Source organism: Streptomyces sp. NRRL S-1022, assembly GCF_000720135.1.
Classification (GTDB): Bacteria; Actinomycetota; Actinomycetes; order Streptomycetales; family Streptomycetaceae; genus Streptomyces.
This window is the reverse complement of sequence record NZ_JOIU01000013.1, coordinates 1-20,507: the sequence shown is the minus strand read 5'-3', so window position 1 is coordinate 20,507 and position 20,507 is coordinate 1. Positions and strand designations below refer to the sequence as shown.

Sequence of the window (20,507 nt, the reverse complement as noted above, 5' to 3'; positions counted from 1 at the left end):
GCTGTCCGCGACGGGTGGCACCCTGGATCCATGACCGACTCCGTACGCCGACGCGCCCGAGTCCGCGCCCCCGAGCTGATCGGCAAGGGTGGCTGGCTGAACACGGGAGACCAGCGGTACACCCTCGCCGACCTGCGCGGGCGCATCGTCGTGCTGGACTTCTGGACCTTCTGCTGCATCAACTGCCTGCACGTCCTGGACGAGTTGCGCCAGATGGAGGCCGGGTACCGGGACACGCTCGTGGTGATCGGGGTGCACTCCCCGAAGTTCGTGCACGAGGCCGAGCACCGGGCCGTCGTGGACGCCGTGGAGCGCTACGGCGTGGAGCACCCGGTCCTGGACGACCCGGAGCTGGCCACCTGGAAGCAGTACGCGGTGCGCGCCTGGCCGACGCTGGTGGTGATCGACCCCGAGGGGTACGTCGTCGCCCAGCACGCGGGCGAGGGGCACGTGCACGCCATCGAGCGGCTGGTGACCGAGCTGGAGGCCGAGCACGAGGCCAAGGGCACCCTGCGCCGGGGCGACGGGCCGTACGTGCCGCCGGAGCCCGAGCCGACGGCCCTGCGCTTCCCCGGCAAGGCGCTGCTGCTGCCGTCCGGCAACCTCCTGGTCAGCGACACCACCCGGCACCAGCTGGTGGAGCTGGAGGGGGACGGGGAGACGGTCGTGCGGCGGATCGGTCAGGGCAGCCGGGGCCTGACCGACAGCACCCGGGTCCGTTCCCGGTTCAGCGAGCCGCAGGGCCTGGCGCTGCTTCCGGACGGCTCCGTGGTCGTCGCAGACACGGTCAATCACGCGCTGCGGCGCTTCGACCCGGAGAGCGGCCGGACCACCACCCTGGCCGGCACGGGCCGACAGTGGATGCGGGGGGACGCCACCTCCGGCCCCGGGCGCGAGGTCAACCTCTCCTCACCGTGGGACGTGGCGTGGTGGAACGGCAAGGTGTGGATCGCCATGGCCGGCGTCCACCAGCTGTGGGCGTACGACCCGGCGGACGGCACCGTCTCCGTCACCGCCGGCACCTCCAACGAGGGCCTCGTCGACGGCCCGGCGGACGAGGCCTGGTTCGCCCAGCCCTCGGGGCTCGCGGTCTCCCCCGACGGGGAGCGGCTCTGGCTCGCCGACTCCGAGACCAGCGCGCTGCGCTGGGTGGACCTCGACGGACACGTCCACACCGCCGTCGGCGCCGGCCTGTTCGACTTCGGCCACCGGGACGGCGCCGCCGGCCGGGCGCTCCTCCAGCACCCGCTGGGCGTCACCGCCCTGCCGGACGGCTCGGTGGCGGTCGCCGACACCTACAACCACGCCCTGCGCCGCTACGACCCGGCGACCGGCGAGGTCACCACCCTCGCCACCGATCTGCGCGAGCCCAGCGGTGCCGTGCTCGCCGGCGGGGACATCGTGGTCGTGGAGTCGGCCCGGCACCGGCTGACCCGGCTGCGGCTGCCGGAGGAGGCCGTGCGGGTGGAGCCGGTCGCCCACCGCACCCGGCGTGCCGCGACCGAGGTCGCCCCCGGCCGGCTCCGCCTCGACGTGGTCTTCCAGGCCCCCGCGGGCCAGAAGCTCGACACCCGGTACGGCCCCGCGACCCGTCTGCTGGTCTCCGCCACTCCGCCCGAGCTGCTGCTCAAGGGCGAGGGAACGGACACGGACCTGTCCCGCGAGCTGGAACTGAATCCGGCCGTCACGGAGGGCGTCCTGCACGTCTCCGCGATGGCCGCCGGCTGCGACGCCCCCGCGTCCGGCGACGGCTTTGCCGCGGACGCCGCCGAGTACCCCGCCTGCCACGTCCACCAGCAGGACTGGGGTGTGCCGCTCCGCCTGACGAAGGGCGGGGCGGACCGCCTGCCGCTCGTCCTGGCGGGCCTGGACGAGCAGGAGGCGGTGCCTCAGACGCCGTAGCCGTCGGAGTAGCCGTCGACGTGGTGGTGGCGCGGTTCGTCCTCCACCACCGGTGCCGTCGGCGGTACGACCACGCGGCGGCGGCGCGCGATGCCGCTGAACGTCGCCACCCCGATCAGACCGACGGCCATCAGGATCAGGCCGACGACAGTGATATTGACGCCCTGCATGTGCCAGTCGGTCGCGAACGTCAGGATGGCCCCCACGGCGATGAGGATGATGCATCCGCCGAGACCCATGAGACCTCGCCTCCCCTTCCGGTTCCGGAATCTCCGGTGCCGTGCGGGTACCCGGCGAGGTCGCGACTAGCCCTCCAGGAAGGCCGTCAGGGCATTCGCGAGCAGGAACGGGTCGTCGGCGCCGCACAGTTCGCGCACGCTGTGCATGGAGAGGATCGCCACGCCGATGTCGACCGTGCGGATGCCGTGCCGGGCCGCGGTGATCGGGCCGATGGTGGTGCCGCACGGCATGGAGTTGTTGGAGACGAAGCTCTGGAAGGGGACGTTCGCCTTCTCGCAGGCCGCGGCGAACACCGCGCGGCCCGAACCGTCCGTGGCGTAGCGGTTGTTGACGTTGACCTTGAGGAGCGGCCCGCCGTTGACCCGCGGGTGGTGCGTCGGGTCGTGCCGCTCGGCGTAGTTGGGGTGCACGGCGTGGCCCGTGTCGGAGGACAGACAGACCGAGCCGGCGAAGGCGCGCGCCCGGTCCTCGAACGACCCGCCGCGCGCCAGCACCGAGCGCTCCAGCACCGTGCCGAGCAGCGGGCCGTCCGCGCCGGTGTCCGACTGGGAGCCGTTCTCCTCGTGGTCGAAGGCGGCCAGCACCGGGATGCGGCCCAGCGGCGCACCGGAGGCCGCGACGGCGGTCAGGGCGGCCACACCGGCGTGCACCGACAGCAGGTTGTCCATGCGCGGGCCGGCGACCAGTTCCCGGTCCCGGCCGAGGTAGGCCGGCGGCTCCACCGGATGCGTCATCAGGTCCCAGCCGGCCACCGAGCCCGCCGCCAGCCCGGCCTCCTGCTCCAGGAAGGCGATGAGGTCGCCGTCCAGCACGTCGCCGAGGCCCCACACCGGCTGCAGGTGCCGCTGCTTGTCCAGCTTGAGTCCCTCGGCGCTGACCGAACGGTCCAGGTGGATGGCGAGCTGCGGCACCCGCAGCAGCGGGCGGTCCACGTCGACCAGGACCGAGGAGCCGTCGCGCAGCGACAGCCGGCCGGCCAGGCCCAGGTCCCGGTCCAGCCAGGAGTTGAGCAGCGGGCCACCGTAGATCTCCACGGCGACCTGGCGCCAGCCCTGCGTCCCGGTGTCCGGGCGCGGCTTGACCCGCAGGCTCGGGGAGTCGGTGTGCGCGCCGACGATGTGGAAGGGGGTGTGCGGTCCGGCGCCCTCGGGCACGTACCAGGCCACGATCGCGCCGCCGCGCAGCACGTACCGGCCGCCGGGTCCCGATGCCACGGTGTCCCAGGCGTCCGTCTCCGCGACCTGCCGGAAGCCCGCCTTCTCCAGCCGCTCGGCGGTGTTCGCCACGGCGTGGTACGGCGACGGGCTCGCCGCCAGGAAGGACATCAGGTCGTCGGTGTGGCCGCGGTCGAAGCGGGCTGGTGCGCTCATGGGATTCACCTTAACGACGTGCACGGGCCCGCTCCCGGAAAGAGAGCGGGCCCGTGCGAGGAATCGGCGGGGACGTCCGGAACGTCAGGACCGCTTAGAACGCGGCCTCGTCCAGCTCCATGAGGTCCAGCTCGACGCTGCCGGCGACCTTGCGGGCGAGGGTGACGCCGGGCAGGACGTTCGCCGCGAAGAACTTCGCCGCGGCGATCTTGCCGGTGTAGAACGCCTTGTCCTTCGCGGAGGCGGTGGTCAGCTTCTCGGCGGCGATCGCGGCGCCCTTGAGGAGCAGGTAGCCGACGACGACGTCACCGGAGGCCATCAGCAGGCGGGTGGTGTTCAGGCCCACCTTGTAGATGTTCTTGGTGTCCTGCTCGGTGGCGGCGAGGTCGGTCAGCATCAGGCCGACGATCGCCTCCAGCTCCACGGCCGCCTTGGCCAGGTGCTCGCGGGCGCCGGCCAGCTCCTCGCCGCCGGTGCCGAGCGCCAGGAACTTCTTGATGTCCTCGGCGAGGGAGTTCAGCGCGGCGCCCTGGTTGCGGACGATCTTCCGGAAGAAGAAGTCCTGGCCCTGGATCGCCGTGGTGCCCTCGTAGAGGGTGTCGATCTTGGAGTCCCGGATGTACTGCTCGATCGGGTACTCCTGGAGGAAGCCGGAGCCGCCGAAGGTCTGCAGCGACTGGGCGAGCTGCTCGTAGCCCTTCTCGGAGCCGTAGCCCTTGACGATGGGCAGGAGCAGGTCGTTCAGCGCCTCCTCGGCGGAGGCGTCCTCGCCGTTCGCCTCCTTGAGCTGGATGGCGTCCTGGATGGAGGCGGTGTAGAGGACGAGGGCGCGCATGCCCTCCGCGTACGCCTTCTGCGTGATCAGCGAGCGGCGCACGTCGGGGTGGTGGGTGATGGTGACCTTGGGCGCGGTCTTGTCCATGAAGTTGGCCAGGTCCGGGCCCTGCACGCGCTCCTTGGCGTACTCCAGCGCGTTCAGGTAGCCGGTGGACAGCGTGGAGATCGCCTTCGTGCCGACCATCATGCGGGCGAACTCGATGATGCGGAACATCTGGCGGATGCCGTCGTGCTTGTCGCCGATCAGCCAGCCCTTGGCGGGGTGCTTGTCGCCGAAGGTCATCTCGCACGTGTTGGAGGCCTTCAGGCCCATCTTGTGCTCGACGTTGGTGGCGTAGACGCCGTTGCGCTCGCCCAGCTCGCCGGTCTCGAAGTCGAAGAGGTACTTCGGGACGAGGAAGAGGGACAGGCCCTTGGTGCCGGGGCCGGCGCCCTCGGGACGCGCGAGCACGTAGTGGAGGATGTTCTCCGACATGTCGTGCTCACCGGAGGTGATGAAGCGCTTCACGCCCTCGATGTGCCAGGAGCCGTCCTCCTGCTGCACGGCCTTGGTGCGGCCGGCGCCCACGTCCGAGCCGGCGTCCGGCTCGGTGAGGACCATGGTGGAGCCCCACTGCTTCTCGGTGGCGACCTTGGCTATGTGCTTCTGGACCTCGTTGCCCTCCTCGAAGAGGATGCCGGCGAACGCCGGGCCCGAGGAGTACATCCACACGGCCGGGTTGGCGCCCAGGATCAGCTCGGCGTAGGCCCAGATGAGGGAGCGCGGCGAGGTGGTGCCGCCGATCTCCTCGGGCAGGCCGAGCCGCCAGTACTCGGAGTCCATGAAGGCCTGGTAGCTCTTCTTGAAGGACGCCGGGACGGGCGCGGTGTTGGTCTCCGGGTCGAAGACCGGCGGGTTGCGGTCGGCGTCGGCGAAGGACTCGGCCAGCTCGTTCTCGGAGAGGCGGGTCAGCTCCTCCAGGACGCTCTTTGCGGTCTCGACGTCCATCTCCTCGAACGGGCCGGTGCCGTACACCTTGTCGCGCCCCAGTACTTCGAAGAGGTTGAACTCGATGTCGCGGAGATTCGACTTGTAGTGCCCCATGGCGACGGCTCCGTTGAGGGATCGGCGAGGCACTTGCTCCTCGCACCTAGTTCACGTACCAACAAGTAGCTACGATGATGCTACCCGTCGGTAATAAGAAGCAACCCCGATCCGGGGATCTGTGACCCACCCCTCGCCCTGTTCTCGGTAGGCTTGCGCGCATGTACGGATACGGCCAGCCCATGGACGGGGGCGCTGCCCAGCAGCAGTACGCCCCGCCCCAGCAGCCGATGGCCGGCGGATACGGGCAGCAGCCGCCGCTGTACCCCGAACCGTCCCCGCCCTCGCTCGCTGACGCGGTGCGTGCCTTCACCACCGGCCAGATGTCCGCCGAGGACTTCCAGCAGATCTTCGCGACGTCGAAGGTCTACTGCCCCCGCGGCGACACCCCCGGCTTCCTCGCCCTGCACAACACCCAGCAGCCGGTGATCCCGATGTTCACCTCGCTGAAGGAGCTGCGCCGGTACGCGGGCAAGGAGTCCAAGTACTTCGTCATCACCGGCGCCGAGGTGATCGACCTGCTGCCGACCGGCTACGGCTTCGTCCTGGACATGGAGGGCGAGCACCGGATGGTGTTCGACGCGAAGGCGGTCGAGCAGATGGTCGACTTCGCGATGCGCCGTATGTACGGCTAGACGCCCCGCACCACCGCCGGCCCGGAGGGAATGCCCTCCGGGCTTTTTCTGTTCGTGGTGACAAGAAGTTCAACGCTCAACTAAAGTGGGCGTACCAAGGAGGTACCCACCATGCCTGCAGTGACCGTCGAGAACCCGTTGACGCTGCCCCGTGTGACCGCTCCCGCCGACGCCGTGGCACGTCCCGTGCTCACCGTCACGACCGCGCCGAGCGGGTTCGAGGGCGAGGGCTTCCCGGTGCGCCGGGCGTTCGCGGGGATCAACTACCGCCACCTCGACCCGTTCATCATGATGGACCAGATGGGCGAGGTGGAGTACGCGCCGGGCGAGCCCAAGGGCACCCCCTGGCACCCGCACCGCGGCTTCGAGACCGTCACCTACATCATCGACGGCGTCTTCGACCACCAGGACTCCAACGGCGGCGGCGGCACCATCACCAACGGCGACACCCAGTGGATGACAGCCGGCGCGGGCCTGCTGCACATCGAGGCGCCGCCGGAGTCCCTCGTCATGTCCGGCGGCCTCTTCCACGGGCTCCAGCTGTGGGTGAACCTCCCCGCGAAGGACAAGATGATGGCCCCGCGCTACCAGGACATCCGCGGCGGCAACGTCCAGCTGCTGACCACCCCCGACGGCGGCGCGCTGCTGCGGGTCATCGCCGGCGAGCTGGACGGCCACCAGGGTCCCGGCATCACGCACACGCCGATCACGATGATCCACGCGACCCTCGCCCCGGGCGCGGAGGTCACCCTGCCGTGGCGGGAGGACTTCAACGGGCTGGCGTACGTCCTCGCCGGCCGCGGCAGCGTGGGTACGCAGCGGCGCCCGGTGCGCACGGGCCAGACCGCCGTCTTCGGCGCCGGCTCCTCGCTGACCGTCCGCGCGGACGAGAAGCAGGACGGCAACACCCCGGACCTGGAGGTCGTGCTCCTCGGCGGCCGGCCCATCCGCGAGCCGATGGTCCACTACGGCCCGTTCGTCATGAACACCAAGGACGAGCTGATGCAGGCCTTCGAGGACTTCCAGAAGGGCCGGCTGGGCACGATCCCGGCCGTGCACGGGATGTCCGAAGGCGGGCTGTAAGGCTCGCTGAAGCTGCATGCGGACGAGCCCGGCCCGGACACGGGCGGGCTCGTTCCGCGTTTGCCGCCGCCTTGTCGTGGTCGAGCTTGGCCTTGAGGGTGGCCTTGACGTCGATCTCGGTGAGGATGCCGAAGCCCTGATCGGCCAGGGCCTTGCGTACGGCGGTGACGGCGCTGTCGAAGTCGGCGCCGAGGCGGATGGTGCGGCCGTCGGTCCTACGCCCTCACCGAGGGCGGGCGTGGGGCCGCCCGGATCGGGTCGAGCCGCGGCCGACCGAGCGGCTGGCCCGCGCCCGGCACGCATCGGCCCACCGCCTGGCCGACGAGGTGCCGGTACTTCCCACCCACGGCTTCGGAAGCTTCTGCTCCCCCTCACAGGCCGAGGGGGACGCGACCCCGATCGGGAAGGAGCGCAAGACGTCCCGTGATGCCGGGACCCGCGTGCACGCCGATCACGATGATCCACGCGACCCTGGCCCCGGGCGTGGAGAAGGACTCGCCATCGGTCCCACGCGGTGTCCGGTCCGCAGCCTCGCGCACCACGAGGGTCCGGACCGGCCGTCTTCGTGATCCGGTTCCTCACTCCGCACGGTGGGGCTTGTGGCGGGTGACGTGCAGGCGTACCTCGGTGGGCAGGTCCGGGAGGCCGGTGGACCGGCGGGCGGTGCGGAGCGGGCCTTCGCAGAGGGCACCGAGAGTGGCGCCGGGCGGGCCCTCGGGGGTGAGGGTGAGGCTGACGCGGGTGCGGTGGCGGGCCGGCCGGCCGGTGATGTGCACGGTCGCACGGTCGACCCCCGGCAGGGCACCGGCTTCGGCCGCGATCGCGTCGCTGAGTGCGCTGTCGCGCAGTTCGACGCCCTCCTGCGGGGGTGTGCCGCCGACGGGCAGGGAGCCGGGGCGGCGCCGGCCCAGCTGGGCGAGCAGCCACCACAGGGCGAGCGCGGCGGTGAGGACGAGGGCGGCGATGACCGCGGGCCACCACCACCAGCCCTGGCTGCTCCAGCGGGCCCGGTCGGCGGAGCCGAGCAGGACGTCGGCCGGGGTGATCAGGGGCCAGCCTGCGGGCGGCACCAGGGCGTGGCGCCGGTAGAGGTCGAACCCGGCGAAGAGGACCAGCAGCCCGCCGCCGAGCAGGACCAGTCCGGTGAGGGCCAGCAGACTGCGGTTGAGTACGGATCGCGGCGTCATGGGGCGGGCTCCGATGCTGCGTGTTCTCGGTTCAGCCGGCGCGTCGCCGAACCCGTACGGCGACGCGGGGAGGACGGGCGAGGGCCAGCCGGTCGCGTTCCTCGCCGAGGGCGGCGGTGAGGTCGTCCTTCACCTGCCGGGGGTCACGGAAGCGGACTTCCGCGTGTGCGGTGATGCGGTGGCGGCGCACCCGGACGCGTGCCGCGCCGACTCCGGCGACCCGCATCGCGGCGTCGCGCAGCAGGCCGGCGGCGCCGTCCCGGTCCAGGGAGGCCCGTAGCCGGGGGCAGTCGGCGGGTGAACGCAGGGGCAGCCAGCGGCGCAGACCCGGGGTGAGGGCGAGGACGATCAGCCAGAGGCCGACCGCGGCGGCCACGGCGGCCCCCGTGAGGATCCACACGTCGTCCACGGAGCGGGTGGCCAGTTCGTCGGCAAGGTGCCGTCGCCAGGCCGCCGCCCGGTGTCCCGCCCGTACGGAGACGACGTCGACCAGAGCTGCGAGCGCGGCCAGGAGGATCACCGAGGCGACCAGCGCCGCCGGGAGGCGGCGCGCGGACCACGGCCGGTGGGTCCGGTGCCCGCTGCCGCGCTTCCCGGCCGGGGGACCGGGGCCGGGCCCGTCGTCGCGTCCGGGGGGATCGGGCTCCTTCGTCAGCGGCACCGTGGCCCGGTGCGTGGACGGCGTGGAGCCGCGGCCGGGAGGACCGGGGTCCGGTGTCATCGGGATCCCCCTTCCTGCGCGGCGTGCCCGGCGCGCGAGACCGCGTGGCCGTTCATTGGACCCGCCCCCGCTTCGCTCCGGCGGCGGTCACCAGCCGCCGGACGGTGAGCGTGACCTCTCCCACCCGCAAGCCGGTCAGCTGTGCCACCCGTTCGGCGACGTCGTGCCGGATCCGTTCACAGACGTGGGGGATGTCGGTGGGATAGGGCAGGTCCAGGGCCAGGTGCAGGCGCACCGATCCGGTACGGACGGCGGCGGACGCGCTCGGCGCCTCCGCCGCGCTCCGGTCGGGCGGTACGGCGGCGCGCCGTGACTGGGCCGTGCGTGCGGCCTGCCTGGCGATACGGGCGACCACCCGGTCCGGGATGACGGTGGCGCCCCGTTCGGCCGGGGGCGGCAGACCGGCGGCCGGCGCCGGTGGGGCCGGCCCTTCGCCGGGGGAACCCGGCCGGGTCTTCACCGCTGCCTCCGTGCCCGGATGTCGAGGTCGCCCTGCACGACGAGGCCGACGACCAGCCCCGCCGCCCCCAGGACCAGAACCAGCAGAAACGCCCAGAAGCCGCCGAAATACCCGGCGAAGCCCAGGGCCACGCCCGTCGCGAGGCCCGTCGTTGCTGCGTTCATCATGCACTCACCCGTCCCGCGCTCGTACGTCACCGTGCGCGCGATCTCCCGCGCCCGTGCAGGGCCCGGTGGCGGATCACCTCACGCGGCCCTCGTCCGGTGCGGCCTCTTCCTCCTCGTCGGGCAGGTGGACGTCGTCGACGGCGACGTTCACCTCGACGACCTCCAGGCCCGTCATCCGCTCGACGGCACTGATGACATTGGTGCGGACACCGCCGGCGACGTCGACGATGGAGACGCCGTACTCGACGACGACGTCCAGATCCACCGCGGCCTGACGCTCGCCGACCTCGACCTTCACGCCTCGCGTGACGGCTCCGCCTCCGCCGGGAACGCGTTCCCGCACGGCACCGAACGCGCGGGCCATCCCCGCTCCCAGGTTGTGGATGCCCGGTACCTCGCGGGCGGCCATGCCCGCGATCTTGGCCACCACGCCGTCGGCGATCGTGGTCTTCCCCCGCGTCTCGGCCGGAGCCCCGGCTCCGGTACGGCCCTTCAGCGCGCTCACGCCCGCAGTGGGCCCGTTGCCCCCGCCGACGCTGGTCATGTTGTCCGTCATGGCGGTCGCCTCGATCGGTCGGTCGGACACCGGTGCGGCGCCCTTCAAAAGGTTGGACATGCCGGGCGGTGCATTTCTCACGCCCAGCACGTGTGATGTGAATCACATGTCACTCCCTGGGTACCCGAACGGTCCGAGCCTCGTGCGGGGGCGCCATGACCGAACGCGCTGTTTCCCCATCGCCCGAACGCGACCTGCCGGGACGCGAGCTGCCGGACGGGCTGCTGGCCCTACGGGCAGCCGAGGGGGACGAGGACTCCTTCGCCGCTCTCGTCCAGCGGCACGGCTCGTCCCTCCTCACCCTGGCGCGCTGCATGCTGGGCAATCCCCAGGACGCCGAAGAGGCCGTTCAGGACGCCTTCGTCAGCGCCTGGCGACGCCTGCCGGAATACGGCCACCGCGCGGAGTTCCGCACCTGGATGTACCGGATCACCGTCAACCGGTGCCTGAGCATGCGCAGGCACCGGCCGCCGCCCCTCCCCTTGGACGTCGTCGTCGAGCCGGCAGCGGGAGACGCCCGGAGCCAGCCCGCCCTGTCCGCCGAGCAGGACGCGGCCACCGCCGCACTGACCCGTGCGCTCGACGATCTGGACGCCGGACAGCGGCTCTGCTGGATCCTGCGGGAGGTGCAGGGCCTGTCCTACAAGGAGATCGCCCATGTGACGCGGACCAATGAACCGACCGTGCGCGGCAGACTGTTCAGGGCACGCCGATCCCTTCAGGAGGCGATGGGCCCGTGGCGCTAGACGATCCGCACGCGCGGCCTCCCGAACCGCCCGCCGCCGAGGGGCTCCCGTTCGAGGGCGATCAGGTACTCCCCTGCGGCCGCCTGCTCAGCCGGGTCTGGGAGCAGGCGTGCGACGCGGCCCCGGCCGCGGACCCGCACACCGTCTCCTGTCCTCACTGCCACGAGGCCGTCGAGGGACTCGCCACGGTGAACGCGGCCACCGGCGCGCTGCGTGCCGAGGACGCCCCCGGCCTGCGCGCACTTGCCGACCGCGTCATGAACATCGTCAGGGCAGAGGCACGGCTCGGCCGGCTGCTGCCCCTGGCGGACCCGGACCGGGACCTGCGGATCGCCGAGAGCGCCGCGGCGAAGGTCCTGCGGCAGGCCGCGGACACGGTTCCCGGTGTCAGGGCGGCGGGCTGCCGGCTCACACCCGCGGCGGAGGGCACCGACGTACGGGTGACCATGACCCTGGCCGCGGCTCTCGACCGCCCGCTGACCGACCGGGTCCAGCAGGTGCGCGGGTCGGTACTCCATTCGGCCGGACAGATCCTGGGTCTCGCCGTGACGGCCGTCGACATCACCGTGGTCGACGTCCTGGAGCCGGAGCCGCCGCCCGGGCGTCCCGGCCTCCCGACCGGCGGCGGTGCGTGATGACCGCGATCCGCCAGGCCACCCTCGTCGGCATCGCGGCCGAGGCGGCCCTCGCGGTCCCCGGCGTGGCGGGCCTGCACCCCCGCCTCTCCCGTCGCCTCGCGGCAGCCGCCGCGCCCACCCGGACGGACGCCACGTGGCTGCGCACGTCACCCGAGGCGGGCATCCGGGCCGGCCGGGCGCCGGACGGCTCGGGCTGGCGGATAGAGGTGCGTTGCGTCCTGGCCGAGGGGCGGCGGTCGCTGGACGTCGCCCAGAACGTCCACGACCGGGTGGCGGCCGCCGTCGTCTCCCATCTCGCCGCACTCGACGCAGTGCAGCCGGTCGCCGTCGAGGTCACCGTGATCCGCATCGCCGGCCGCCACGACGTGGTGTGAGCAGCGGCCCGTGGCTATCCCTCGGCCAGGCTCTTGAACTGCCGCAGGTCGCCGCGGACCGCGTTCTCGATGCGGTGGACCTGGGCCATGCCCTTCGGACCGCCGAAGGCGTCGTGGACGGCGCCCGGTTCGTACTCCAGCCGGATCTGCACCTGGCTGTGCCCCTGGTCCACCGGCCGTACGGACAGGCTGCCCTTCAGCTCGGGGCTGCCCTCGGTCTGCCATATGAGGACCTGCTCGCCCGCACGGTCGTCGAGGACGGCCTCGAACTCCCGCTGCACACCGCCGGACCGGACGTCGAGACGGGCGCGGTTGCCCGCGCTCTCCCGGGCCCGCTGGACGCCGTCGATGAACGCCGGGTAGGAGCCGACGTCGTGCAGCAGGTCCCAGACCTTCTGCGCGGGGGCGTCGATGTCTATGTGCTCTTCGAGCCTGCTCATCGCGAACCTCGCCTCCTGGCCCGGTGACGGACCCCTCGCCTTCCTCCAGTCTGCGCCGGGGCCGGCCCACCGCGCACATCACCCGGCCGGCCCCGCGCGGCGGGACCGCCGGGGTGCGCCGTGATCTGCTGGAGGCGTGCAGCTCCTGCCCGTTCCCGTACGCCGGTTCGCCGCCTGGTGCGCCGTGGTGCTGCTCGGGGCCGCGGTGGGATGGCTCGGGGTGCTGCTGTGCGGGGAGTTGCGTACGGCCGTCACGCCGGTGCTGCTCGCCCTGCTGGGCACCGCGCTGCTCGGGCCGTTGCACCGGTGGCTGGTGCGCGCGGGGGTGCAGGCGTCGGTGGCGGCCGGGCTCACCTGTGTCGCCGTGGTGGCCGTCGTCGGCGGTGCCGTGTACATCATCGTCGCCGCGCTCGTCGACACCGGCGACCAGATCGTCTCCTCGCTGCGGACCGCCGCCAAGGGTCTCGCCCGGCACTTCGGGGCGGCCGGGACCGGGCTGGACGACCTCGCCGGCAACGCACGCCAACTGCTGGGCAAGTTCGGCGCGACGGCCGCTTCCAATGTCATCAGCGGTGTCAGCGTGGTCGCCGAGTCCATCGCCATGGCCGTGCTCGCGCTGCTGCTCGTCTTCTTCTTCCTGCGCGACTCCCAGCGGGCCGTGGCCGCCCTGCGCTCGGTCGCGCCCGGCGACCGCGCCGACACCCTGGAGGCCATCGCCCGGCGGGCGTTCGCCGGGGTGGAGGGGTTCATGCGCGGGACGACCCTCATCGCCATCATCGACGCCGTGTGCATCACCGTGGGCCTGCTGGTGCTCCGGGTGCCCGGCGCGGTGGGTCTCGGCGCGCTCGTCTTCGTCGGCGCCTACATCCCCTATCTCGGCGCCTTCATCTCCGGCGCGGTGGCCGTGCTGGTCGCCCTCGCCGACCGGGGTTTCGTGATCGCGCTGTGGGCGTTCGGGGTGGTGCTCGCGGTGCAGGTGCTGGAGGGGCACGTCCTGCAGCCGGTGATCCAGAGCCGGACCGTGCAGATGCACCCGGCCGTGGTGATGCTGGCGATCACCGCGGGTGCCTCCGTCGCGGGCATCCTCGGCATGCTCCTCGCGGTCCCGCTGACCGCGGCGGCCTTCGGGGTCGTCCAGGAGCTGAGGGAACGTTACGCCACCCCTTCCGACGCCTCGGCCCCCGAGCAGCCCGGTTCGTAGAGCTCGAACCAGATGCTCTTGCCCTCGCCCCGCGGGTCCACCCCCCAGGCGTCGGCGAGGAGTTCGATCAGCATCAGACCGCGGCCGGAGGAGGCCAGCTCGCCGGGGCGGCGCATGTGCGGCAGGTCGTCGCCGGTGTCGAAGACCTCCACCCGCAGCCGCCGCCCGGCCTCCCCCGCGCCGGTGACCTCGGCGAGCAGCAGTGCGTCGGTGTCCGTGTGCACCAGCACGTTGGTGATCATCTCGGAGACCAGCAGCACCGCCGAGTCCAGCTGCTCGGCCGACGCCCAGTCGTGCAGCAGCTCGCGCAGCTGCTGGCGGGCCTCGGCGATCCGCTCCGGCTCGTCCTGCGCCACCGACAGCAGCGAGCGCCGCACCCGCGGCCGCAGCGCCACGGTGTCGCCGCAGCCGCAGCCCTCTCCCGGCCGGCACAGCAGCAGCAGCGCGATGTCGTCCTCACGGCGGTCGGCCAGCGGGCCGGTGGTGTGGTGGGAGGACGGCCCGTGCACCCCCTGCACCAGGGCGTCGGCCATCGACTCCAGGTCGCCCGAGTGGTCCTCCAGGATCGTGCGCAGCCTGCGCCAGCCGCTCTCCAGGTCGTGTCCGCCGGTCTCGATCAGGCCGTCGGTGCACAGCATCAGCGTCTCGCCGGATTCGAGGGTGAACCGGGTCGTCGGGTAGTCGGCGTCCGGGTCGACGCCCAGCGGTGGTCCGCCCGTGGTCGGCCGCATCATCACCGTGCCGTCCGCCATCCGGATCACCGGGTGCGGGTGCCCGGCGCGGGCGATCTCCAGCCGGCCGGTCGGCGGGTCGGCCTCGGCGTACAGGCAGGTCGCGAAGCGGAGGTCGGCCGCCGGGTCGTCGCCGGTGGCCTGGGTGATGCCGTGCAGGAAGCGGGAGGCGCGGGAGAGCACGGCGTCCGGGCGGTGCCCCTCGGAGGCGTAGGCGCGCAGCGCGATCCGCAGCTGGCCCATCAGGCCGGCCGCGCGCACGTCGTGGCCCTGGACGTCCCCGATGACCAGCGCGACCCGTCCGGAGGGCAGCGGGATCATGTCGTACCAGTCGCCGCCGACCTGGAGGCCGCCGCCGGTCGGGATGTACCGGGCGGCCCCCCGCAGCCCCGGGATCTCGGGGCCCAGCGACGGCAGCATGCTGCGCTGCAGGCCCTCGGTCAGCTCCCGCTCGGACTCGGCGGCGCCGGCCCGGGACAGCGCCTGGGCGAGCATCCGGGCGACCGTGGTCAGGACCGCGCGCTCGTCCGGGGTGAAGGCCACCGGGTGGGTGAAGGCGGCCAGCCAGGCGCCCATCGTGCGCCCGGCGACCGTCAGCGGCAGGAACGCCCACGAGCGGCGTCCGAAGTGCTGGGCGAGCGGCCAGGTCACCGGGTAGCGGTCCTTGTACTCGTCCGGGGAGGACAGGTACACCGCGCGGCCCGTGCGGGCGACCTCGGCGGCCGGATAGGCGGTGGTCAGCGGCATCTCGGAGAAGCGGCCCATGTCGCCGGGGTGGTGCCCGTGCTGGCCGATGACCGTCAGCCGGTCGCCCTCGACCCCGAACACCACGAGGCCGTCCGGGGAGAACCCCGGCATCGACAGACCGCCGGCCACCCGCAGCACCTCGGCCGTGGACCGGGCCTCCGCCAGCGCCCGGCCGGCGTCCAGCAGGAACGCCTCCCGGGAGCGCCGCCAGTCCCCGGTGACCGCGTTGTGGCCGGCCGCCGTGCCCGGGGTCGGCTCGGTCACCTCCTGGAGGGTGCCGATCAGCTCGTAGGCGTGCCGCTCGGGGTCGTAGGACGGCTTGGAGCGGCTGCGGACGACGCGCAGGACGTCGCCGTCGCCGTCCATGATCCGGATGCGTACCTCGGCGAGGGTGCCCTCGGCGACCGCCAGCCGCACCACGCCGGTGATCTCGTTCCAGTCGACCGGGTGGAACCGGGCCCGGGTCTGGGCCTCGGTGAGGGTGGCCGGCTCCGCGGGCAGCCCGATCAGCCGCGCCGCCTCCGCGTCCACGGTGACCAGGCCGGTGGCCGTGTCCCAGTGCCACAGTCCGGTCGCGAGGGCGGCGAGGACGTCCTCGACGGACGGCAGGGGCTCACCTGTACGCATTGCCCCACTTTAGGAAGAGGTGACCGAAGACTGCCACCGTAGGCGGCCCGGCGGTAATGGTGGGGAGCCGGGCTGGGGGTGCCCGGTACCCTTGATGGGTCCGGGCCCCGTGCCCGTTCCCGCCGGTCCGCAGAGCCGGCAGGAGAAACCCCACCACGAAGGACGATGAACGACGATGCATCGGTACAGGTCCCACACCTGCGGCCAGCTCCGCGCCTCTGACGTCGGCACCGACGTCCGGCTGAGTGGCTGGCTGCACAATCGGCGCGACCTGGGCGGCATCCTCTTCATCGATCTGCGCGACCACTACGGCATCACGCAGCTGGTCGCCCGCCCCGGCACCCCCGCGTACGAGGCCCTGGACAAGATCTCCAAGGAGTCCACGGTCCGCGTCGACGGCCGCGTTGTTTCACGTGGAACCGAGAACGTGAACCCCGACCTGCCCACCGGCGAGATCGAGGTGGAGGTCGCCGAGGTCGAGCTGCTCGGCGCGGCCCAGCCCCTGCCGTTCACCATCAACACCGAGGACGGGGTCAACGAGGAGCGGCGCCTGGAGTACCGCTTCCTGGATTTGCGCCGCGAGCGCATGCACCGCAACATCATGCTGCGTACGGCGGTCATCTCGGCCATGCGCCACAAGATGGCGGCGATGGGCTTCAACGAGATGGCCACGCCGATCCTGTCCGCCACCTCCCCCGAGGGCGCCCGCGACTACGTGGTCCCCTCCCGGGTGCACCCGGGCAGGTTCTACGCGCTGCCGCAGGCCCCGCAGCAGTTCAAGCAGCTGCTGATGATCTCCGGCTTCGACCGCTACTTCCAGATCGCGCCCTGCTTCCGCGACGAGGACGCCCGCGCCGACCGCTCGCCGGGCGAGTTCTACCAGCTCGACGTCGAGATGAGCTTCGTCGAGCAGGAGGACGTCTTCCAGCCGATCGAGAAGCTCATGACGGAGCTGTTCGAGGAGTTCGGCGGCGGCCGCCACGTCACCTCCCCCTTCCCGCGCATCCCGTTCCGCGAGGCGATGCTGAAGTACGGCTCGGACAAGCCGGACCTGCGCGCCAAGCTGGAGCTGGTGGACATCACCGACGTCTTCGAGGGCTCGGAGTTCAAGGCCTTCGCGGGCAAGCACGTGCGCGCGCTGCCGGTGCCGGACGTCTCCGGCCAGCCCCGCAAGTTCTTCGACCAGCTCGGTGAGTACGCGGTCGAGCAGGGCGCCAAGGGCCTGGCCTGGGTGCGCGTGGCCGAGGACGGCTCGCTGTCCGGCCCGATCGCGAAGTTCCTCACCGAGGCGAACGTCGCGGAGCTGACCAAGCGCCTCTCGCTGGCCGCCGGCCACGCCGTCTTCTTCGGCGCGGGCGAGTACGACGAGGTCTCGAAGATCATGGGCGCGGTCCGCGTCGAGGCGGCCAAGCGCGCCGGCCACTTCGAGGACGGCGTCTTCCGCTTCTGCTGGATCGTCGACTTCCCGATGTACGAGAAGGACGAGGAGACCGGCGCGATCGACTTCTCGCACAACCCCTTCTCGATGCCGCAGGGCGGCCTGGAGGCCCTGCAGACCCAGGATCCGCTGGACATCCTGGGCTGGCAGTACGACATCGTCTGCAACGGCGTCGAGCTGTCCTCCGGCGCGATCCGGAACCACGAGCCGGAGATCATGCTCAAGGCCTTCGAGATCGCGGGCTACGACCGGGAGACCGTCGAGGAGAAGTTCGCGGGCATGCTCCGCGCGTTCCGCTTCGGCGCCCCGCCGCACGGCGGCATCGCCCCGGGCGTGGACCGCATCGTCATGCTCCTCGCGGACGAGCCCAACATCCGCGAGACGATCGCCTTCCCGCTCAACGGCAACGCCCAGGACCTGATGATGGGCGCCCCGACCGAGCTGGACGAGGCCCGCCTGCGCGAGCTGCACCTGACCGTCAGGAAGCCGCAGCCCAAGTAGGCAGATGACCAGATAGGTCCCGGCCCGTGCGCGCCGATCCGTCCTGACTCGCTCTTGACGATCGGCGCGCACAGCCGTCTTCGGGCCCGCCTCACCCCGGGCGTGGCCCGGACGAGACGCACGGCGGGAGCTGATCCGGCTCAGTCGCCCTGCTCGCCCTCCCCGGCGTCCGGGTCGGCGCCCTCCTCCAGCAGCCGCTCGGCGATGTCGTCGGACCAGTGCTGGGCCCAGGCGCGCAGGGCGGCGGTCGCTTCCCCGTCCAGTCCGAGGCGGCGGAAGTCGGCGTCGGCGTAGAAGTCGGTGCCGGTCAGCCGGGACTGCAGGGTGGGCAGGTCGAAGGCGTCGTGGGCGTGCCGGCGTCCCAGCTCCTCCAGGTACGGCAGGGGGAAGCGGGCCGCCGCCGCCCGCGCGTCGACGAGGTCGGTGGCCGCACCCCGGTCGTACAGTGCGCGCACCTTCGTACCGACGGCGTCCTCCAGGGACAGCGCCGGGCCGTACGCGGTCAGCTCCGGCGGCTGCCAGAACACCTCCTTGTGCAGGGCGAGCGCGCACGGGTCACCGGTCGGCGGGTCCGTGACCGTCAGCTGTGCGGTGAGCGCGGTGACGGCGCCGACGCGCACCTGCCGTCCCCGCGTCTCCAGGACCGCGCCGACGGCCGCGGCGATGTCCGCCATGGCCTGCGCGCTCTGGGTGGCGAAGTCGAGGTTGGCGTGCGGGCGGCCGAGCAGTCCGTGCGCCTGGAGGGCGTAGCCGCCGGCCAGGACCAGGCCGTACGGGCCGCCCGCCGGGGCGACGTCCGCGAGGAGCCGGCGATGGGGTTCGGGGATGTCCACGGGGAGATCTTTCCGGCTTCCTGTCGCACGAGCGCGACGACGGGTGTCAGCGGGGTGTCCGTACCTTGAGGATCACCCGACAGGAGCTTGTCATGCATGTCGCCACGGCCCGGCACCGGCCGAAAGGCCCCGCCGTCCGGAAAATTTCCCCGCCGGACGGCAACCCCGGCGGGAGCGGCGGCCACTGAGGGGGCGTAAGGCTCGTTCGACAGACCCTTAAGGACTCCTCCGTGGCAGCTCCCTCCCACCGCCGGTCCCTCCGCAAGCGGCGCACCCTCGCCGTGTCCGCCGCCGTCGTGGCCGCGGGTGTCGGCGCCGGGGTGTTCGTGCTGAACGCGAACGCCGACGCCGCCGACCTGTACCACCAGACCCTCACCGCCAAGGACGGCTGGGCCGCCTCCGGCACGGGGACCACCGGCGGCGCGAAGGCCGACTCCGCGCACACCTTCACCGTCTCCACCCGCGCCCAGCTCGTGAAGGCGCTGGGCTCGGCCTCCGACACCACGCCCCGCATCATCAAGATCAAGGGCACGATCGACGCCAACACCGACGACAGCGGCAAGAAGCTGACCTGCGCGGACTACGCCTCCGGCACCGGCTACTCGCTCTCCGCCTACCTCAAGGCCTACGACCCGGCCGGCTACGGCCGCTCCAAGCTGCCCTCCGGCACCCAGGAGAAGGCCCGCGCCGCCGCCCAGGCCAAGCAGGCGAAGAACGTCGTCTTCAAGGTGCCGGCCAACACCTCGATCGTGGGCGTGCCGGGCAGCAACGCCGGGATCACCGGCGGCATGCTCCAGATCCAGAACGTGGACAACGTCATCGTCCGCAACCTGGCCTTCTCCGCCACCGAGGACTGCTTCCCGCAGTGGGACCCGACCGACGGCGACGACGGCAACTGGAACTCGAACTACGACTCGGTCACCCTGCGCGGTGCGACCCACGTCTGGGCGGACCACAACACGTTCACCGACGCGCCCCACTTCGACAAGGCCAACCCGAAGTACTTCGGCCGCGAGTACCAGATCCACGACGGCGCCCTGGACATCACCAAGGGCTCCGATCTGGTGACCGTCGAGCGCAACCAGTTCACCGACCACGACAAGACGATGCTGATCGGCTCCAGCGACACGGACAGCACCGGCAAGCTGCGGGTCTCCATCCACCACAACGTGTGGAAGGGCATCGTCCAGCGCGCCCCGCTGACCCGCCTCGGCCAGGTCCACATCTACAACAACGTGTACGACACGACGACCGTCGACGGGTACGCGCCCCTGTACAGCATCAACTCCCGCGCCAAGGCCCAGGTCGTCGCGCAGGCCAACTACTGGACGGTGCCCTCCGGCGGCAAGGTCGCCAAGCTGCTGAGCGGCGACGGCACCGGCTCCGTCGCGGGCAGCGGCAACCTGGTCAACGGCACGGTCACCGACCTGGTCGCCGCGTACAACGCCGCGAGCTCGAAGAAGATCAAGACCACGGTCAACTGGACGCCGACGCTGACGGCGGGGCTGGAGACGACGGCGAAGAACCTGCCGGCGGAGCTGGCGAACACGACGGGAGCGGGCGTGCTGAAGTAACGTCCCGGACAGGTGTGAGGGCCTGCTCCTGCTGGAAGTGAAAGGCATCAGCGGCTCTCACCAGTTCGTCCGCCTTGGCTGCCACCTGGGCGAGGAAGTCGGTGGGTGCCGAGCGCGCGGTCGAAGCGGGCGGACAGCTCGGGACGGCGGGCGATCTCGATGTCCCGTGCTCAGCGGAGAACCCAGCTCTGCACGGGACTCAGGGACTGCCACTCGACGGCCTTGGCGAACGCCTCGTCCTTCGAGGCCTGCATATCCGAGCCAGACTGTCCGGCATGGCGGGGCCGAGCGTCCATGTGCTCATTCGGCCTCGCTCGGCTGGGTGCGGCAGTCGCGGCAGCGGCCGGTGGTCGGCGCCCGGAAAGCGCGGTCGCAGGCGTCGCAGGTCTGGAGGGGGTGCCGGGGGGTGGGGGCC

Annotated in this window: 20 protein-coding genes and 3 pseudogenes; 10 read left to right on the top strand and 13 right to left on the bottom strand. The window is 72.1% G+C overall.

The window, feature by feature from the left end:
• Nucleotides 1–30 precede the first annotated feature (30 nt).
• Nucleotides 31–1,902, top strand: a complete 1,872-nt coding sequence (locus tag IG05_RS0119495) for an NHL domain-containing thioredoxin family protein (RefSeq protein ID WP_030344225.1) — start codon at nt 31–33, stop codon at nt 1,900–1,902.
• On the opposite strand, the gene IG05_RS0119490 is transcribed toward IG05_RS0119495, so the two are convergent.
• The 3 genes from IG05_RS0119490 to IG05_RS0119480 form a co-directional block, all read right to left on the bottom strand.
• Nucleotides 1,890–2,141: a DUF6458 family protein gene (locus IG05_RS0119490; protein WP_030344223.1), complete on the bottom strand. Its 252-nt coding sequence runs from the start codon at nt 2,139–2,141 to the stop codon at nt 1,890–1,892. The genes IG05_RS0119495 and IG05_RS0119490 overlap by 13 nt on opposite strands.
• 66 nt (nt 2,142–2,207) lie before the next feature.
• On the bottom strand, nt 2,208–3,512 hold the full coding sequence (locus IG05_RS0119485; protein WP_030344221.1) for a M18 family aminopeptidase: 1,305 nt from the start codon (nt 3,510–3,512) through the stop codon (nt 2,208–2,210).
• Nucleotides 3,513–3,606: 94 nt separating this feature from the next.
• A complete protein-coding gene (locus IG05_RS0119480; protein ID WP_030344219.1) occupies nt 3,607–5,433 on the bottom strand; it encodes an acyl-CoA dehydrogenase in 1,827 nt (608 codons plus the stop codon).
• 161 nt (nt 5,434–5,594) lie between these two features.
• On the opposite strand from IG05_RS0119480, the gene IG05_RS0119475 reads away from it, so the two are divergent.
• Both IG05_RS0119475 and IG05_RS0119470 read left to right on the top strand, forming a co-directional pair.
• Entirely contained in the window at nt 5,595–6,068 is a 474-nt protein-coding gene (locus IG05_RS0119475; protein WP_030344218.1) for an SseB family protein, read from the top strand.
• Nucleotides 6,069–6,179: 111 nt separating this feature from the next.
• The gene (locus tag IG05_RS0119470; protein ID WP_030344216.1) at nt 6,180–7,151 is read left to right on the top strand and encodes a pirin family protein; all 972 of its coding nucleotides are present in this window, start codon (nt 6,180–6,182) and stop codon (nt 7,149–7,151) included.
• Nucleotides 7,152–7,224: 73 nt separating this feature from the next.
• Here the strand turns inward: IG05_RS0119470 and IG05_RS49385 are convergent.
• A pseudogene (locus tag IG05_RS49385) lies at nt 7,225–7,350 on the bottom strand (DUF302 domain-containing protein); the annotation flags it as partial.
• 43 nt (nt 7,351–7,393) lie between these two features.
• Between IG05_RS49385 and IG05_RS49380 the strand changes: the two are divergent.
• Nucleotides 7,394–7,588, top strand: a pseudogene (locus IG05_RS49380) (MBL fold metallo-hydrolase); the annotation flags it as partial.
• A 141-nt stretch (nt 7,589–7,729) separates the two neighbouring features.
• Here IG05_RS49380 and IG05_RS0119460 read toward each other — a convergent pair.
• The 5 genes from IG05_RS0119460 to IG05_RS0119440 form a co-directional block, all read right to left on the bottom strand.
• Nucleotides 7,730–8,338 (bottom strand): hypothetical protein, encoded by a 609-nt coding sequence (locus IG05_RS0119460; RefSeq protein ID WP_030344214.1) that lies wholly within the window; start codon nt 8,336–8,338, stop codon nt 7,730–7,732.
• A gap of 31 nt (nt 8,339–8,369) precedes the next feature.
• Nucleotides 8,370–9,059, bottom strand: a complete 690-nt coding sequence (locus IG05_RS0119455; RefSeq protein WP_030344212.1) for a DUF6286 domain-containing protein — start codon at nt 9,057–9,059, stop codon at nt 8,370–8,372.
• A gap of 52 nt (nt 9,060–9,111) precedes the next feature.
• Nucleotides 9,112–9,519, bottom strand: a complete 408-nt coding sequence (locus IG05_RS0119450) for an Asp23/Gls24 family envelope stress response protein (protein ID WP_030344210.1) — start codon at nt 9,517–9,519, stop codon at nt 9,112–9,114.
• On the bottom strand, nt 9,516–9,686 hold the full coding sequence (locus IG05_RS0119445; protein WP_158838963.1) for a hypothetical protein: 171 nt from the start codon (nt 9,684–9,686) through the stop codon (nt 9,516–9,518). Before IG05_RS0119445 ends, IG05_RS0119450 begins: the two co-directional genes overlap by 4 nt.
• A 73-nt stretch (nt 9,687–9,759) precedes the next feature.
• Nucleotides 9,760–10,242: an Asp23/Gls24 family envelope stress response protein gene (locus IG05_RS0119440; RefSeq protein WP_030344204.1), complete on the bottom strand. Its 483-nt coding sequence runs from the start codon at nt 10,240–10,242 to the stop codon at nt 9,760–9,762.
• Nucleotides 10,243–10,397: 155 nt separating this feature from the next.
• Here IG05_RS0119440 and IG05_RS0119435 point away from each other — a divergent pair, with 155 nt between their 5' ends.
• Genes IG05_RS0119435 through IG05_RS0119425 form a run of 3 tightly spaced genes read left to right on the top strand, consistent with a single transcriptional unit; the run spans nt 10,398 to nt 12,000 of the window.
• On the top strand, nt 10,398–10,988 hold the full coding sequence (locus IG05_RS0119435; protein WP_107051388.1) for an RNA polymerase sigma factor: 591 nt from the start codon (nt 10,398–10,400) through the stop codon (nt 10,986–10,988).
• The gene (locus tag IG05_RS0119430; RefSeq protein ID WP_030344201.1) at nt 10,979–11,623 is read left to right on the top strand and encodes a hypothetical protein; all 645 of its coding nucleotides are present in this window, start codon (nt 10,979–10,981) and stop codon (nt 11,621–11,623) included. Before IG05_RS0119435 ends, IG05_RS0119430 begins: the two co-directional genes overlap by 10 nt.
• Complete coding sequence (locus IG05_RS0119425) at nt 11,623–12,000, top strand: hypothetical protein (RefSeq protein ID WP_030344199.1); 378 nt, start codon at nt 11,623–11,625, stop codon at nt 11,998–12,000. Before IG05_RS0119430 ends, IG05_RS0119425 begins: the two co-directional genes overlap by 1 nt.
• Before the next feature lie 14 nt (nt 12,001–12,014).
• On the opposite strand, the gene IG05_RS0119420 is transcribed toward IG05_RS0119425, so the two are convergent.
• The gene (locus IG05_RS0119420; RefSeq protein WP_030344197.1) at nt 12,015–12,440 is read right to left on the bottom strand and encodes an SRPBCC family protein; all 426 of its coding nucleotides are present in this window, start codon (nt 12,438–12,440) and stop codon (nt 12,015–12,017) included.
• A gap of 136 nt (nt 12,441–12,576) precedes the next feature.
• Here IG05_RS0119420 and IG05_RS0119415 point away from each other — a divergent pair, with 136 nt between their 5' ends.
• Nucleotides 12,577–13,641, top strand: a complete 1,065-nt coding sequence (locus IG05_RS0119415; RefSeq protein WP_030344196.1) for an AI-2E family transporter — start codon at nt 12,577–12,579, stop codon at nt 13,639–13,641.
• Here IG05_RS0119415 and IG05_RS0119410 read toward each other — a convergent pair.
• Nucleotides 13,593–15,746 (bottom strand): ATP-binding SpoIIE family protein phosphatase, encoded by a 2,154-nt coding sequence (locus IG05_RS0119410; RefSeq protein ID WP_030344195.1) that lies wholly within the window; start codon nt 15,744–15,746, stop codon nt 13,593–13,595. The two genes, IG05_RS0119415 and IG05_RS0119410, sit on opposite strands and share 49 nt — an antisense overlap.
• Nucleotides 15,747–15,921: 175 nt before the next feature.
• Here IG05_RS0119410 and aspS point away from each other — a divergent pair, with 175 nt between their 5' ends.
• Entirely contained in the window at nt 15,922–17,685 is a 1,764-nt protein-coding gene (gene aspS, locus IG05_RS0119405) for an aspartate--tRNA ligase (RefSeq protein ID WP_030344194.1), read from the top strand.
• 140 nt (nt 17,686–17,825) lie between these two features.
• Here the strand turns inward: aspS and IG05_RS0119400 are convergent, their stop codons facing one another.
• A complete protein-coding gene (locus tag IG05_RS0119400) occupies nt 17,826–18,518 on the bottom strand; it encodes a nucleotidyl transferase AbiEii/AbiGii toxin family protein (protein ID WP_030344193.1) in 693 nt (230 codons plus the stop codon).
• 230 nt (nt 18,519–18,748) lie between these two features.
• On the opposite strand from IG05_RS0119400, the gene IG05_RS0119395 reads away from it, so the two are divergent.
• On the top strand, nt 18,749–20,092 hold the full coding sequence (locus tag IG05_RS0119395) for a pectate lyase family protein (RefSeq protein WP_030344192.1): 1,344 nt from the start codon (nt 18,749–18,751) through the stop codon (nt 20,090–20,092).
• A gap of 300 nt (nt 20,093–20,392) precedes the next feature.
• On the opposite strand, the pseudogene IG05_RS49375 reads toward IG05_RS0119395, so the two are convergent.
• A pseudogene (locus IG05_RS49375) lies at nt 20,393–20,507 on the bottom strand (helix-turn-helix domain-containing protein); the annotation flags it as partial.

What these genes read in the sequence shown, in the direction of transcription:
- IG05_RS0119495 (WP_030344225.1), top strand. Translation starts at nt 31, where the DNA reads ATGACCGACTCCGTACGCCGACGCGCCCGAGTCCGCGCCCCCGAGCTG.
- IG05_RS0119490 (WP_030344223.1), bottom strand. Translation starts at nt 2,141, where the DNA reads ATGGGTCTCGGCGGATGCATCATCCTCATCGCCGTGGGGGCCATCCTG.
- IG05_RS0119485 (WP_030344221.1), bottom strand. Translation starts at nt 3,512, where the DNA reads ATGAGCGCACCAGCCCGCTTCGACCGCGGCCACACCGACGACCTGATG.
- IG05_RS0119480 (WP_030344219.1), bottom strand. Translation starts at nt 5,433, where the DNA reads ATGGGGCACTACAAGTCGAATCTCCGCGACATCGAGTTCAACCTCTTC.
- IG05_RS0119475 (WP_030344218.1), top strand. Translation starts at nt 5,595, where the DNA reads ATGTACGGATACGGCCAGCCCATGGACGGGGGCGCTGCCCAGCAGCAG.
- IG05_RS0119470 (WP_030344216.1), top strand. Translation starts at nt 6,180, where the DNA reads ATGCCTGCAGTGACCGTCGAGAACCCGTTGACGCTGCCCCGTGTGACC.
- IG05_RS0119460 (WP_030344214.1), bottom strand. Translation starts at nt 8,338, where the DNA reads ATGACGCCGCGATCCGTACTCAACCGCAGTCTGCTGGCCCTCACCGGA.
- IG05_RS0119455 (WP_030344212.1), bottom strand. Translation starts at nt 9,059, where the DNA reads ATGACACCGGACCCCGGTCCTCCCGGCCGCGGCTCCACGCCGTCCACG.
- IG05_RS0119445 (WP_158838963.1), bottom strand. Translation starts at nt 9,686, where the DNA reads ATGATGAACGCAGCAACGACGGGCCTCGCGACGGGCGTGGCCCTGGGC.
- IG05_RS0119440 (WP_030344204.1), bottom strand. Translation starts at nt 10,242, where the DNA reads ATGACGGACAACATGACCAGCGTCGGCGGGGGCAACGGGCCCACTGCG.
- IG05_RS0119435 (WP_107051388.1), top strand. Translation starts at nt 10,398, where the DNA reads ATGACCGAACGCGCTGTTTCCCCATCGCCCGAACGCGACCTGCCGGGA.
- IG05_RS0119425 (WP_030344199.1), top strand. Translation starts at nt 11,623, where the DNA reads ATGACCGCGATCCGCCAGGCCACCCTCGTCGGCATCGCGGCCGAGGCG.
- IG05_RS0119420 (WP_030344197.1), bottom strand. Translation starts at nt 12,440, where the DNA reads ATGAGCAGGCTCGAAGAGCACATAGACATCGACGCCCCCGCGCAGAAG.
- IG05_RS0119410 (WP_030344195.1), bottom strand. Translation starts at nt 15,746, where the DNA reads ATGCGTACAGGTGAGCCCCTGCCGTCCGTCGAGGACGTCCTCGCCGCC.
- aspS (WP_030344194.1), top strand. Translation starts at nt 15,922, where the DNA reads ATGCATCGGTACAGGTCCCACACCTGCGGCCAGCTCCGCGCCTCTGAC.